General features: G+C 64.8%; 13 protein-coding genes. 11 read left to right on the top strand and 2 right to left on the bottom strand.

Annotation, left to right across the window (positions count from 1 at the left end; genetic code table 11):
* Positions 1 to 19 precede the first annotated feature (19 nt).
* The 4 genes from HG264_RS00300 (at position 20) to HG264_RS18735 (ending at position 3,138) form a co-directional block, all read left to right on the top strand.
* Positions 20 to 1,051: an ABC transporter substrate-binding protein gene (locus HG264_RS00300; RefSeq protein ID WP_169405792.1), complete on the top strand. Its 1,032-nt coding sequence runs from the start codon at positions 20 to 22 to the stop codon at positions 1,049 to 1,051.
* A gap of 54 nt (positions 1,052 to 1,105) precedes the next feature.
* Complete coding sequence (locus tag HG264_RS00295) at positions 1,106 to 1,972, top strand: ABC transporter ATP-binding protein (protein ID WP_169405791.1); 867 nt, start codon at positions 1,106 to 1,108, stop codon at positions 1,970 to 1,972.
* Positions 1,969 to 2,790 (top strand): ABC transporter permease, encoded by an 822-nt coding sequence (locus tag HG264_RS00290; protein WP_169405790.1) that lies wholly within the window; start codon positions 1,969 to 1,971, stop codon positions 2,788 to 2,790. Before HG264_RS00295 ends, HG264_RS00290 begins: the two co-directional genes overlap by 4 nt.
* A 114-nt stretch (positions 2,791 to 2,904) precedes the next feature.
* The gene (locus tag HG264_RS18735; protein WP_372240250.1) at positions 2,905 to 3,138 is read left to right on the top strand and encodes a malate:quinone oxidoreductase; all 234 of its coding nucleotides are present in this window, start codon (positions 2,905 to 2,907) and stop codon (positions 3,136 to 3,138) included.
* Between the two features lie 174 nt (positions 3,139 to 3,312).
* On the opposite strand, the gene HG264_RS00280 is transcribed toward HG264_RS18735, so the two are convergent.
* Entirely contained in the window at positions 3,313 to 4,302 is a 990-nt protein-coding gene (locus HG264_RS00280) for a bile acid:sodium symporter family protein (protein WP_169405788.1), read from the bottom strand.
* A 93-nt stretch (positions 4,303 to 4,395) separates the two neighbouring features.
* Between HG264_RS00280 and HG264_RS00275 the strand changes: the two genes are divergently transcribed.
* A complete protein-coding gene (locus HG264_RS00275) occupies positions 4,396 to 5,250 on the top strand; it encodes a helix-turn-helix transcriptional regulator (protein ID WP_169405787.1) in 855 nt (284 codons plus the stop codon).
* Between the two features lie 83 nt (positions 5,251 to 5,333).
* Here HG264_RS00275 and HG264_RS00270 read toward each other — a convergent pair whose 3' ends face one another.
* Positions 5,334 to 6,905 (bottom strand): gamma-glutamyltransferase family protein, encoded by a 1,572-nt coding sequence (locus tag HG264_RS00270; protein ID WP_169405786.1) that lies wholly within the window; start codon positions 6,903 to 6,905, stop codon positions 5,334 to 5,336.
* 137 nt (positions 6,906 to 7,042) lie between these two features.
* Here HG264_RS00270 and HG264_RS00265 point away from each other — a divergent pair, with 137 nt between their 5' ends.
* The 6 genes from HG264_RS00265 (at position 7,043) to HG264_RS00240 (ending at position 13,341) form a co-directional block, all read left to right on the top strand.
* Complete coding sequence (locus tag HG264_RS00265) at positions 7,043 to 7,948, top strand: LysR family transcriptional regulator (protein WP_169405785.1); 906 nt, start codon at positions 7,043 to 7,045, stop codon at positions 7,946 to 7,948.
* Between the two features lie 76 nt (positions 7,949 to 8,024).
* Positions 8,025 to 9,167, top strand: coding sequence for a ring-opening amidohydrolase (locus HG264_RS00260; protein WP_169405784.1), 1,143 nt, complete (start codon positions 8,025 to 8,027; stop codon positions 9,165 to 9,167).
* A gap of 95 nt (positions 9,168 to 9,262) precedes the next feature.
* A complete protein-coding gene (locus HG264_RS00255; RefSeq protein ID WP_218573024.1) occupies positions 9,263 to 10,558 on the top strand; it encodes an amidase in 1,296 nt (431 codons plus the stop codon).
* Between the two features lie 25 nt (positions 10,559 to 10,583).
* Positions 10,584 to 11,807 carry an FAD-dependent monooxygenase gene (locus HG264_RS00250; RefSeq protein WP_169405782.1) on the top strand — a complete coding sequence of 408 codons (1,224 nt, stop codon included), beginning with the start codon at positions 10,584 to 10,586 and terminating at the stop codon, positions 11,805 to 11,807.
* Positions 11,804 to 12,352, top strand: coding sequence for a VOC family protein (locus HG264_RS00245; RefSeq protein WP_169405781.1), 549 nt, complete (start codon positions 11,804 to 11,806; stop codon positions 12,350 to 12,352). The genes HG264_RS00250 and HG264_RS00245 overlap by 4 nt, the downstream gene beginning before the upstream one ends.
* Positions 12,349 to 13,341: an ABC transporter substrate-binding protein gene (locus HG264_RS00240; RefSeq protein WP_169405780.1), complete on the top strand. Its 993-nt coding sequence runs from the start codon at positions 12,349 to 12,351 to the stop codon at positions 13,339 to 13,341. Before HG264_RS00245 ends, HG264_RS00240 begins: the two co-directional genes overlap by 4 nt.
* Positions 13,342 to 13,355: the final 14 nt, after the last annotated feature.

The raw sequence follows: 13,355 nt of genomic DNA, 5'->3' as shown, positions 1-13,355 counted from the left end.
AGCACCGATGGAGCACGTGATGACAAAGTCAGGACAAAGAAACCGCACCGGCAGGACTCAAGGATCCCTCACCCTGCTTGCCGGTGTTATCGCACTGGCCGGCGCCCTGGCCAGCGGCTCGGCCATGGCCCAGAAGCTGGACAAGGTGGTCTTCGGCACCAACTGGTATGCACAGGCCGAGCATGGCGGTTTCTACCAGGCCAAGGCGGCGGGTATCTACGAAAAGCACGGGCTGGATGTGTCGATTGAAATGGGTGGCCCGCAGATCAACGGACTGCAGCTGCTGGTCAGCGGCCGGCGCGACATCGTGATGGGTTACCCCATGGCCAACGTCAAGGCGGTAGAGGAAGGCCTGCCGGTGGTAACGGTTGCCGCGACCTTTCAGAGCGACCCCCAGGCCCTGCTCGCGCACCCGGATGTGACCTCCCTGGAGGAAATCAAGGAGCGCAACCTGGATGTCTATATCGCCTCCAGCGCCCACACCAGCTTCTGGCCCTGGCTGAAGGCCGAGTACGGTTATACCGACGCCATGGCCAAGCCCTATACCTTCAGCGTTGCGCCCTTTCTGGCCAACACCTCGCTCGTGCAGCAGGGCTATATCAGCTCCGAGCCCTTCGCGATGCAGAAGGGCGGCGTGACGCCCACCATTCTGCTGATGGCCAATTTCGGCTATCCGCCCTATGCCCAGAGCATCGATACCACCACCAAACTGGTCAAGGAGAATCCCGATCTCATCAAGCGGTTTGTCCAGGCCACCATGGAGGGCTGGGTGAGCTACCTGGAGGACCCGACCCTGGGCAACGAGCTGATCCAGAAGGACAACCCCGAGATGACCGACGAGCAGATCGCCTTCGGTATCGAGAAGATCAAGGAATACGGGCTGGTCTTCGGCGGTGATGCGCAAACCGGTGGCGCGGGCGTCATGACCGATGCGCGCTGGGAAGCGCTGCGCGACTTCATGGTGAAGGCCGAGCTCGCCTCGCCTGATCTGAATATCAAGGACGTCTATACCCTGGACTTTCTGCCTGAACAGCCGCTGCTGCAGAAATAACACTGCGCCTGACCAACCGGCGGCCACCCCCGGTGGCCGCTCAGGAGAGCAAGCATGAACATTTCCACATTGATACCCCTTGAGCCGGCACGCGCCGCGTCGCCGGTGTTCAGCCCGGCGGCCCGACCCAGCCGCGGCCGGCCGGTGCTGCAGGCTACCGACGTCGACAAGATCTACGCCAACGGGACCATAGCCCTCAAGGGTGCGAACCTGACCATTGGCCAGGGCGAGTTCGTCAGCCTGCTCGGCCCATCAGGGTGCGGCAAGAGTACCCTGCTGCGCATTCTGGCCGGCCTCGGGGATGTCACGACCGGGCAGGTGCGCTGGTGGGAGCAGGATTACGGCGTGGTCGGACACAAGGGCCGCAAGCTTGCCTTCGTGTTCCAGAACGCCACGCTGATGCCCTGGGCGCGGGTGCGCAAGAACGTGCGCCTGCCGCTGGATTTGGAGAACAATACCGGGCCGGATGCCGAGCGCCGAATCGATGAGGCCCTGGCGATGGTCGGGCTCGCCGGTTTTGACAATTCCTTCCCGCGCGAGCTGTCCGGCGGGATGCAGATGCGCGCCTCGATTGCCCGCGCCATGGTCACCGAACCTAATCTGCTGCTGATGGACGAACCCTTCGGCGCGCTGGATGAGATGACGCGCAACAAGCTCAATGACGACGTGCTCAAGCTCTGGCAGAAAAACGGCTGGACCGTGGTGTTCGTGACGCACAGCGTGTACGAAGCGGTGTACCTGTCCAGTCGGGTGGTGGTGATGGCCGCGCGGCCGGGGCGCATCGTCGATGATATCCAGATCGATCAGCCCTACCCCCGCTCTTCGGATTTTCGCGTATCGACCGAATTTGCCGGCTACTGCCGTCAGGTTTCCCAGGCGCTGGAGCGTGCCAGCGGCATGGGTCGGGAGGCAAAATCATGAGCCAGAACAAAGCACCGCACACCCCGCTGCTGCAAAACGAAAACTTTGTCAGGGTCGCCGCGCCGATCGCGGTCGGGTTGCTGTTTCTCATTGTATGGGAGGGCATCGTTACCGCTCTGCAGATGCCCCGCTACATCCTGCCCGGCCCGATTGCCATTTTCGAGGCGCTGGCCGCGGACTGGAAGCCGCTGCTCACCGCGCTCTGGGTCACCCTGCGCGTAACCTTCGCGGCCTTCGCCATTGCCGTGGTGCTGGGTGTTCTGGCGTCGCTGCTGTTCGTGCAGAGTCGCTGGATCGAGATGAGCCTGTTTCCCTACGCGATTCTGATGCAGGTGACGCCCATCGTCGCCATCGCGCCTTTGATCATCATCTGGATCAACGATACCACCTGGGCGCTGATCGTCTGCGCGGTGATCATGGCGGTGTTCCCGATCATCTCCAACACCACGCTCGGCCTGCGCAGCGTCGATCCGAACCTGCTCAGCATGTTCCGCATGTACCGCACCAGCCGCTGGCAGGAACTGGTGAGGCTCCGCATACCGGGCGCGCTGCCCTACTTCTTCGGCGGCCTGCGGATCAGCAGCGGTCTGGCGCTGATCGGTGCGGTGGTGGCCGAATTCGTCGCCGGTACCGGCGGGGCCAAGGCAGGTCTGGCCTACATGATCCTGCAGTCCGGCTACAACCTGCAGATCCCGCGGATGTTCGCGGCACTGGTGCTGATTACCGTTACCGGGATCCTGCTGTTTGCCGTGATGGTCTGGCTATCGGACCAGGCGCTACGCAACTGGCATGAAAGTGCGCTGAAGGTCGAGCACTGAAGCGTTCCGGATCATTGCCCCGGCAGGGGTAGCGCCCAGCTACACCTGCCCTCCTGCCGCTCGCGCTATCAGTGCGGGAGCACATGCCCTGCCCCGTGGCCTTCTCGGGGCTAAATAGAACTCTTTTCTTCGAAGCACCGTAATTTCGTTCTCACTGGCGGCGGAACCATGAGCCTGACATTCGGCACCTGGCTTGCCGAACTGGAACCAGACTGGACAATTCGGCTGTACGAGTGCCTGGATACACAGTTGTCCATGTCGTATGCGGTGCAACTCAGAACGAATCGGTTTGCCCCGCAAGACAGGTTCTCAAGCGGTGCGCGTGATCTGAAAACTGAGACCTTTTAGTGAAGTGGCGCCCGGAGCACTGCCGATTGGCTGCAAGAAGCCGCGAAGCTGGCCTTGGAGTGAATATCGAAGAATACTGGTTCTTTGGTCAGTTTGTGTAAAGGATATCAAGAGGAGGCTGCCACGCTGCGCTGAAGCGCAGCGTGGCAATTTGAAGTAAAGGCAGTGGACGTTTCAGGGTTGCGCGACCAGCACGGAGTCTTCCGGCCGCTCAGCATAACGTTGCGCCAGCACGGCGCAGACCATCAGCTGGATCTGATGAAAGAGCATCAGCGGCAGGATCAGCGTGCCGATGGTGCCGCCGGTGAATAGCACCTGGGCCATGGGCACTCCCGTCGCCAGGCTCTTCTTCGAACCGGCAAACAGGATGGTGATGCGATCCTCCATGTTGAAACCCAGGCGTTGTCCCAGAAGATGGGTCATGCCCAGCACAAGCGCCAGCAACAGACAGCAGGCCACCACCAGACCCGCCAGCTGCGGCAGTGGCACCTGCTGCCAGATGCCCTCCACCACGGCATTGCTGAAGGCGCTGTAGACAACCAGCAGGATCGACCCCTGATCGACATACTTGAGCCAGCTCTTGTTGCGTCCTACCCAGTCGCCGATCCAGCGCCGCGCAATCTGCCCGGCGATGAAGGGCAACAATAGCTGCACGACGATCTTGCTGATCGAATCGAGGGTGCTCGACTCCTGCACCTGCGCGCCCATCAGCAGCATGACCAGCAGGGGCGTGAGAAAGATGCCCAGCAGGCTCGAGGTCGCGGCGCTGCATACCGCGGCAGGAATGTTGCCCCGCGCCAGGGAGGTAAAGGCGATCGCGGACTGAACCGTGGCGGGCAAGGCGCACAGAAACAGGATGCCCAGGTACAGCTCGGTACCGACCAGCGGGGACAGCACCGGTTTGAGCGCCAGTCCCAGCAGGGGGAACATCAGGAAGGTGCAGGCGAACACCAGCAGGTGCAGCCGCCAATGGGTGACCCCCGAGACGATGGCGCTGCTGGACAGCTTCGCGCCGTGAAGAAAGAACAGCAGGCCGATGGCCAGATTGGTGATCCAGCCGAAGGCCACGGCGGTCTGCCCTTCGGCAGGAAACAGGCTGGCGATCGCGACGACGGCAATCAGGCAGAGCGTCAGGTTATCAGGAAGAAAGCGGGGTCTGGCCATGGTGCGGTTCCAAGTGAATAAAGGGCTTGCGAACGAAGGTGGCGCCATTCTACTGTTTCGCTACCCTACGGACTAACGCGATAAGCCAGCATAATGTCGAGAAACGGACAATCCGGGTTGGCCCCCCGAGCCATTCCTGCCCTTACCACCCTGCCCAGGCCCCTGTTCGCCCGGGTCGAGTCCCTGAAAACGGGCACCACCACCGAGTGGCACAGCCATCCCTGGGCGCAGCTGACCTATGCCATCCGCGGGGTTCTGTCGGTGCATACCGAAACCGGGCGATTCCTCGCGCCGCCCCAGCGCGCAATACTCATACCGCCGGAGCTGCCCCACGCGGTCATAAGCTCGCCAGCCACCGAAATGCGCAGCCTGTACCTCGATGCCCTGGCGATCCCCTGGGCCCCGGCCCACTGCAAGGTGCTGGAGATCACGCCGCTTACCCGCGAACTGATCAGCCACTTCGGCCAGATTCCCGCCGAGTACGACGAGCAGGGCCCGCACGGGCGGATCGCCGGCGTGCTGCTCGATCAGCTCCAGGTCGCGCCCGAGACTCGGCTGTATCTGCCCTGGCCTGCGGACCGGCAGTTGCAGCGCGTATGTGAGGCGCTGTATGCAGCGCCCGATCTGCCGCATACGCTTGGGGAGTGGAGCGCAACCGTGGGGTTGTCGGAAAAGACGCTGACGCGGCGGTTCCTGCAGGAGACCGGCTTCAGCTTCAGAGCCTGGAGGCAACGGCTGCGCCTGCTTAGCGCCCTGCCCCTCCTTGAGCAGCGCCAGCGCATTACCGACGTCGCCCTGGCCTGTGGCTATGACTCGACCTCGGCGTTCATTGCCGCCTTTCGCAAGCAGACCGGCCTCACCCCCGGCGAGTTTCTCGGCACCGACCTTGCCAACCCGCCGCGCCCCGCCTTCGCGCTCGGCGCCGAAAAGGGATCTGCCTCTGACTGAGTGTCAGGGCCTGGCAATAACGGGCTCGAGAATCCATTCGGCGCTGTCGTTCCCACGTTGATGCCGCTGCCGTGCCCTCGCCGTCAGTCCGCTTGGCCCAGGCTGGTGCCCTGCCCCCGCGGATCATGCATGGCCCGACGGCTGCCATCCACCGCGATTTCAATGGCCCCGGCCTGCCCGGTAAAGGGACTGCGGGCGGGGATGGTTTCCACCTCGTGCCCCAGTCTGGCCAGTTCGGCGACCGTGTCCGGATCGATGTCCGCCTCCAACTTGAGATTATCGGTACTGTCGAAGAAGCTGCGTCCCAGCAGAAAGCGCGGCATGGCCAGCGCGCGGTCGATCGGCTGATTGAAATCCACCAGTTGCGTCGCCAGCACCATTTGCGTCTGGGGCTGGCCGTCACCGCCCTGGGTCCCGAAGAACAGCCGCCGCCCGTCATCTGCCAGATAGCAGGAGGGGTTCAAGGTGTGGGCCGGACGCTTGCCGGGCGCCCAGGCATTGGGATGGCGCGTGTCGGCGGCAAAACCTGCCGCCCGGTTCTGCCAGAGCACGCCGGTGTCTCCCATGATGCAGCCCGCGCCAAAGTCATGGAACAGGCTCTGGATCAGGCAGGCCGTACGTCCCTGGGCGTCGGTCGCCGCCATCCAGACCGTGTCGGCCGGCTGCCCGGGCTCCGCCCAGGGCGCAGCCCGGTCATCGTGGATGGCCGCCGCGTATGCTTCGCCCTGGGCGGGGGACAGCGTGGCCGCATACTGCCAGCCGCGAGCCCTGGGGTCGCACAGTTCAGCATTGCGGCGCAGCAGGCCCTGCTTGATCGCTTCGACAAGGTAATGGTAGTAGCGGGCGCTGCCGTTGCCGCAGGCCGCGACTGCCTTGTGTTCCAGCGCCAGCATGGCCTGCAGGGTATAGAGACCCTGGCAGGGCGGCGCGACGTTGAACAGGCGCCCCTGGCGATAGCGTATCGAAATCGGCTCCTGTTCCTCGGCGCGGGTGGCCTCGAGATCGGCCAGGGTCAGGCCGCAACCGAGCCTGTCAAAGGATTCGGCCAGCGCCCGGGCAAGCTCGCCCTGGTAGAAGTCAGCCATCCCATGTCTGGCCAGGTGCGACAGGGTATCGGCCAGCGCGGGCTGACGCAGTGTGTCGCCTACCTCAAGCCAGCGCTGATCGACCTTGCACAGGGCATGCAGGTCCGGCAGGCTGTCGATCATCGCCTCGCGCCGACCCTGCCAGAACAGCTGGGAAGCCGAGACCTCGACGCCGCGCTGAGCGGTCTGCGCTGCCTCGCCGAGCAGATCGCTCCAGCCCAGGCGGGAGCCCCACTGCTGCCGACTGATGTCGTGGGCGGTCTGCCAGCTGGCCAGGGCACCTGCGGTCGTCGCGACGGCTGCCGGGCCGCGCAAGGTGATGGCGCCACCTTCCGGAAGGCGCTGACCGGCCTGCCCGATCCCCATAATGGTGCGCACCCGGCCGTCGTGGATCAGCCATAGGGCATCGCCGCCCAACCCGGTCATGTGCGGGTAGACCGCGGCAAGCATGGCACTGGCCGCCAGCATGGCGTCAATCGCGCTGCCTCCGGCATCGAGAATGCGCATACCTGCAGCGCTTGCCTCGGAATGAGGCGTACAGATAACCCCCCGGCGGGATTCTGCCAACATGCTTTTACTCCCTTCTCTGCTAGCGATCGATCACGGTGTTGCTAACAAAGAGCAATATTCGTTCCGCCTGGCCCAGCCCACGCAGGTTGGCTGCAAACTTGCACCGTCTGCTCCCTCACGCCAACAAGGAGATTGAAGTGCTGCGACCTCCCAGAGCCTATGTTTACCTGGATGCCGTGGTCCGCGCCGGCTCCATCCGCAAGGCCGCGGAAAGCCTGAACGTGGCCTCGACAGCGGTGAACCGCAAGATTCTCGAGCTCGAGGAGCAGGTCGGCACGCCGCTGTTCGAGCGACTGCCGCGCGGGGTACGGCTGACTGCGGCGGGCGAGGTGCTGCTCGATACCGTGCGGCGCTCGCTCAGCGACCTGCGCTCGGCCACGTCGCAGATCGAGCAATTGCGCGGCCTGATCCGCGGCACCGTACGCTGGGGCTGCGCAGAATCTGTCGCCACCGACTTTGCCCCCACGCTGATCAACACCTATCAGCAAACCCACCCCGGCGTGCAGTTCCAGCTTGTGTCCGGTGTCACCAACATGCTGATCGAGGATCTGATGGACGACGCCGTCGATCTGGTTCTGGCCCATGATCCGCCCCACCTGGAGAATTTCAAGATCCTCACTGCTATCCCCCAGCCACTGTGCGCCATGCTCCGGCCGGACCATCCCCTGGCTGGAAAGACCAGCCTGCGGCTGTCGGACTGCCAGGCCTGGCCGCTCGCGCTGGGGCTGCCCTCCTTCGGCAGCCGGCGGCTGATCGATACGCTGGTGGCGCGCACACGCATGTCGCTCAAGGTGGTGCTCGAGGCCAGCACCATGCAGACCCTCAAGGAATTCACCCGTCAGACCGGCGCGATCAGCTTCCAATACCAGATCGGCACGCTCCAGGAGACCCGCCGCGGGGAACTGGTATCGATCCCGCTGACCGACCGCGAGCTTATCAACGGCCGGCTGGTGCTTGGCTGCCGGGAGGGCCGGATGCTGCCCATCGCGGCCATGTCGTTCATCGACATGCTGGTCGCCAAACTGCAGGAGGATCACGACTGAGCGCACACATTTTGTGCTCGCCTTGAGATAAATATTGAACTATTCGTGCTCGCTGGCTCTGGCAAATACTGAGCCCATGAAAAACGACATCCTTACCTACCAGACCCACCCCGAGCTGCGCGTATTCCGCCTGGACATGGCGCACCCCGGGGATCTATCACGGCTCGCCGCGCTACTCGATGCGGGCACCATCGAGGCGTCCGAGGTCGCCGCGGTCATCGGCAAGACCGAGGGCAATGGCGGCGTCAACGACTTCACCCGCGGCTACTTCACCCAGAGCCTGTTCCAGCTGCTTGCCAGGCATTCCGGGCAGTCCAGTCAGCAGTTGCAGGACAGCATTCCCTGCATCCTGTCTGGCGGTACCGAGGGCGTTCTGAGCCCCCATTACCTGGTGTTCGTACGCACCCGGGCCGCAGCCGGGGCCCCGGCGGGACCGGCGCTGGCACTCGGCAAGGCGCTGAGCCCGGTGGTCCCGGCGCAGGATATCGGGCGCTGGACGCACGTCAGATCGGTTGCCGCCGCCGTGCGTGCCGCGATGGACGATGCAATGATCGAGCATCCCGGTGATGTGGCCTTCGTGCAGGTCAAGTGCCCGTGCGTCACCTCGGCGCGGGCCGAATCCGCCGCCGCGTCAGGGCACACCGTGCTGACGGCGGATGCCAACCGATCCATGGCCTATGCCCGCGCCGCCGGCGCCTTCGGCGTGGCTCTGGCACTCGGCCAGATCGAGGATGATGCGCAGCAGGAAGCGCGCCTGCTGGCTGACTTTTCCCAGTTCTGTTCCCAAGCCAGCATTTCCTCGGGTGTTGAAGTCAGCGTCAACGAGGTCGTGGTGCTCGGCCACAGCCGCCACTGGCATGGCCCGCTGCGCATGGCCTGTGAACCCATGCGCGACGCCCTGGATCTCGGTGCGGTCATGACCGCCCTGCACCGTCTGGGACTCAACCCGGCGCCGCAGCTGTCGCCGGCGGCATGCGCCCGCGTAGCCGGCGTGCTGGTGAAATGCGAACCCGACCGGCGCGGGCATATCCGCGGCGTCCGCCACACCATGCTCGACGACATCGACATCAATGCCCAGCGTCACGTGCGTGGAGCGCTGGGCGGCATCGTCGCAAGCGTCATCGGCCACGGGCAGATTTTCGTCTCGGGCGGTGCCGAGCATCAGGGCCCGGACGGTGGCGGCCTTGTCGCCGTGATCGCCAGCGTGGAGAACTCCTGATGACCAGTTCGCAGCCGCTGTGGATGTACTCGGCAGGAGAGCTGCAGAGGCTGTTCGCCGCCGGCGAATGCGACCCCTGCGACGTGCTCGACAGCGTGCTCGCGCACATGGACCAGGTTCAGCCAGCGTGCAACATGATGTCCGCTGTGGATCGTGACGGGGCCATGCAGGCCGCCCGCGACAGCGCCGAACGCTGGAAGCTCAGGCAGACCCTGTCCGCGCTGGACGGCGTACCCGTTAGCGTAAAGGACAACATTCCCGCCGCGGGCCTGCCCTGCTGCTGGGGCAGTCATCTGTATGCGGACCATTGGCCACAGCGCGACGAGCTTCCCGTGGCCAGGCTCCGTGCCGCCGGGGCAGTCATTTTCGGGAAGACCAACGTTCCCGAGTTCACCCTGCACGGCTATACCAGCAACGCGCTGTTCGGCACCACCACCAACCCCTGGGACCAAAGCCTGACTCCGGGCGGTTCGAGCGGCGGAGCGGTCACCGCCGTGGCCAGCGGCGTAGGCCCGATCGCCCTCGGCACCGATGGCGGCGGCTCCATACGTCGACCGGCGGGCTTCACCGGCGTGGCCGGCATGAAGCCAGGCCGCGGGGTGGTCCCTCGTCAGTGGGGCTTGCCGGAGATCCTGCCCGAGCTCGAGGTCGTCGGTCCGATAGCCCGGACCGTGGCCGACCTGACCGCCACCCTGCGGGTCATAGGCGATGCGCCCACCGCCTACTGGGACGCTGCTCAGCGCAACAGTGGTGCACGACGCATTCTGTACTGGCGGGAGATCGGCCAGCGGCCCGTAGACTGCACCATTCTGGAGCACGTCGATGCGGTGGCAGACGTGCTCACCGGCCTCGGACACAGCGTCGAACTGCAGGCCGCGCCGCAGGTAGTCGACAGCTTCAACCAGCGCAGCTGGCCGGTGCTCAGCGCCGCCGGGCTGGCGGCGGTGCTGGAGGGCAAGGATGCTCAGGAGCATCTGCTGAGCCCGCCGATACGCAGCATCTTGGAGCGCGGCCGCGCAGCCACGGCAGTGGAGCTGTTCAATGCCCTGCACCAGGTTCGCGACATGCGCCGCCACCTGGCAGGGCTGCTGCAGGACTACGATCTCATCCTTACCCCCACCTCGGCGGCCATGCCCTGGCCCGCCGGGGATACCCACCCGACCCACATTGGCGGCCAGCCGGTGGACGGGCGCGGTCATGCCGTGTTCACCGCCTTCGCCAATGCCGCCGGCCTGCCCGCCCTGTCGCTGCCCGCAGCGCGGGGTCCCGCGGACCTGCCGGTCGGGTTTCAGCTGGTTGGCCCGAAAGGTGCAGATGCCCTGTTGTTGGCGATAGGTCAGGCGTACGAGTCCTGCTCGCCCTGGACCCAGCAATGGCCGCGAATTTCATGATGACCCAGATGAAAGGACATAAAGCATGAACAGACTCAAGGTCATGATCATCGGTTCAGGCGTAGCCGGATCCATTCTCGCCCGCCGACTTTCCAGGCTGCCAGCGCTCGAGGTGCACTGTCTCGAAAAGGTATTGCCGGACGATCATTCCGAAGCGGGTACCGGCCTGAACGTCGGGCCGAACGCCATCAAGGCACTGCAACTGACCGACCCCGAACTGGCCGCCCAAGTCCTCCAGGCCAGCCTGCCGTGGGACAGCTGGCGACTGTCGCTGGCCGACGGTCAGGTATTGTTCGACCTGCCGCTCAGCCAGGTAGCAGACAACCCGGGAATCCGTATTCGCTGGTCCGAGCTCTACCGCGTGCTGCGCCAGGGCGCAGGCGAGGTCATCCGCTACGGCGCCCATGTTTCCAGCATCGCGCCCAGCCCCACCAGCCCGGGCAAGACCTGCGTAAGCTGGACCCAGGAGGGTGTCGAACACAGCCTTGACGGCATCGACCTGCTGATCGGCGCCGACGGCCGTTATTCGCAGACCCGCGCCACCTTCTCCGGCGCACCCGAACCCGTCCATGTGGGTGTGGCCATCATCCGCACCCTGGTGGAAGACACCAGCAACGGCCTGATCGACGATTACGCCCAATGGTTCAACGGGCCGCACCGGCTGCTGGCCTTCCGCGTGCCGCCAGGGCACATCTACATCGCCGCGACCTTCCCGGTCGAAAAGGGCGCCGAGATTCCCGATGCCTGGCGAACCGCCGAAGTCATGCGCCAGACCTACACCCCTGCCACCGGACAACCCAGCCCCGAGATGCAATGGCTGCTGGATGCCATGTGCGACCACCTGAGCGACAGCCACTGGGCCCGCATGCAGGAGTCGCCGGTCCTGTTCGCCGAGCCTCTGCTACCGGTCATGTACATCGGCGACAGCGCACACGGCATGGCGCCCACCCTGGGCCAGGGTGCGACCCAGGCGATCGAGGACGCCTGCGTGGCGGCAACGCTGGTGGAACGGGCGGTAGCCGCCGGCAACCTGGACGTCCGCTCCTGGCTGACCGAGCTCAGCGATGCCCGCGAAGAGCGCATCCGTTTCGTCATGCAGCTGTCACTGGATGCGACGGACACCATGCTGGCAGGCGCGGACCCGGTTGCCGGAGCGCGCTGGAAGACCGAGGCACCCTTCCTGGAGAAGCTTTCCCGGTTGTTCCGCGACGTCCGCTTCGCCAGCGACGCCCAGCGGGAGGCGTCATGACCGCTCAGCCTTTGCCGCCCCAGGGCCTGATCGTGCATGGCCTGTTTCATGTCGCCATCAAGACCGCGAACCTGGACGCCACGCGCCGGTTCTGGCGCGACATTATCGGCCTGCGCGAGGTGCCCCGGCCGGACTTCGGTTATCCCGGTGCCTGGCTCGGCTGCGGCCAACCGGGCGGCCAGGCCATCATCCACATCTATGCAGGTGGCCCGGCACTCGGGCCTGCTGGCGTTGCCGAGTGCGGCAGCGCGGCAATCGACCACATTTCGCTCGCCTGCAGCGGTTATCACGCGACCCTGGCGCGCTTTCGCGCCGCCGGCCTGGACTGGCGCGAGTATCTGGTGCCCGGCACCAGCCTCTGGCAGCTCTTCGTCTACGACCCCAGCGGCGTGCAGCTGGAACTCACCTTCGAGGGCGCCATGGAAAGCGGCACCCCGCCGGACATGTCCGCGTCCCGCCGCTATGTAGCGGGACAGCCATTCTTCAACCCTGACCACTACGCAGACCTGTCTGCCCGTCACATCACTGAAAAGGAATCACCATGAAAAAGAATGTCATTACTGCGTCGCTTCTGAAGGGTCTTGCCGTGGCATCACTGGCGCTGGGACTGCTCCCCGCGGCTCAGGCGGCAGACCTCGAAAAGATCAAGCTGGCCGTGTTCCCCTCGGTAACCGCGCTGCCCTACTACATCGCCCAGAGCCACGGCCTGTTCAAGGAAGCCGGGCTGGAGGTCGAGGAGGTGCCGGTGACCAGCCACCCGCTGACCGTTCAGGCGATCGTATCGGGCAGCATCGATGGGGCCGCCAACCTGGTCACCCTGGAAGGCGCCAATATCGAATCTCGCCGGGCCGATACGCTTCGCTACATCTCCCTGAACGGCCAGAACGAAGAGTTTCGGGTAGAACAGTTCGTGGCGCGGTCCGGTAGCGGGATCGAGAAGCTTACCGATATCAAGGGCGGGCTGAAGCTGTTTTCCGCCCCTGGCCCGGCGAACATCGGCTCGGCCCGCGAAGTCCTGAAAAAGGCCGGCCTGAAGGAAGGTGAAGACTTCACCATCCAGGAACAGGCGGTGGGCATGCACCTGAGCGTACTGCAGGCCGGCACCTTCGACGGCGGTTACACCCTTGAGCCAGCCGCCACCATGATGGTTTCGCAGGATGTCGCCACCCGGGTCGAGGCCGGCGTCATCGCGACCTACCTGCTGGACAACAAGGACGGCAACGCCTTTGCCACCGGCACCGCGCTGTCCTCACGCTTCATGTCCGAGCGTCCCGAGGCGGCCAAACGCTTCGCCGAGGTCTGGGCCAAGGCCATAGCCATCGCCGAGACCGATGAAAACACCCGCACCGACCTTGCCGCCGGCATGCGCATTCCGATGGAGCTGGCCTCTGCGGTTCCTCTCTCCAACATGATCATGGTCGCCGACCTGAATGCGGAGCACCTGAGCGACTTCCAGAAGTTCATCAGCCTCGGCCAGCGCCTGGGCGTTCTCCGGGACACCATGGATGCCCAATCCCTCCTCCATGCCTACTGATACGAAGGAGCACC

The sequence above is a fragment of the Pseudomonas sp. gcc21 genome, assembly GCF_012844345.1.
Lineage (GTDB): Bacteria > Pseudomonadota > Gammaproteobacteria > Pseudomonadales > Pseudomonadaceae > Halopseudomonas.
Note: the sequence above shows the minus strand (reverse complement) of the source record. Positions and strands in the feature narration are given on the sequence as shown.

What these genes read in the sequence shown, in the direction of transcription:
- HG264_RS00295 (WP_169405791.1), top strand. Translation starts at nt 1,106, where the DNA reads ATGAACATTTCCACATTGATACCCCTTGAGCCGGCACGCGCCGCGTCG.
- HG264_RS00300 (WP_169405792.1), top strand. Translation starts at nt 20, where the DNA reads ATGACAAAGTCAGGACAAAGAAACCGCACCGGCAGGACTCAAGGATCC.
- HG264_RS00245 (WP_169405781.1), top strand. Translation starts at nt 11,804, where the DNA reads ATGACCGCTCAGCCTTTGCCGCCCCAGGGCCTGATCGTGCATGGCCTG.
- HG264_RS00240 (WP_169405780.1), top strand. Translation starts at nt 12,349, where the DNA reads ATGAAAAAGAATGTCATTACTGCGTCGCTTCTGAAGGGTCTTGCCGTG.
- HG264_RS00270 (WP_169405786.1), bottom strand. Translation starts at nt 6,905, where the DNA reads ATGTTGGCAGAATCCCGCCGGGGGGTTATCTGTACGCCTCATTCCGAG.
- HG264_RS00260 (WP_169405784.1), top strand. Translation starts at nt 8,025, where the DNA reads ATGAAAAACGACATCCTTACCTACCAGACCCACCCCGAGCTGCGCGTA.
- HG264_RS00275 (WP_169405787.1), top strand. Translation starts at nt 4,396, where the DNA reads ATGTCGAGAAACGGACAATCCGGGTTGGCCCCCCGAGCCATTCCTGCC.
- HG264_RS00250 (WP_169405782.1), top strand. Translation starts at nt 10,584, where the DNA reads ATGAACAGACTCAAGGTCATGATCATCGGTTCAGGCGTAGCCGGATCC.
- HG264_RS00280 (WP_169405788.1), bottom strand. Translation starts at nt 4,302, where the DNA reads ATGGCCAGACCCCGCTTTCTTCCTGATAACCTGACGCTCTGCCTGATT.
- HG264_RS00290 (WP_169405790.1), top strand. Translation starts at nt 1,969, where the DNA reads ATGAGCCAGAACAAAGCACCGCACACCCCGCTGCTGCAAAACGAAAAC.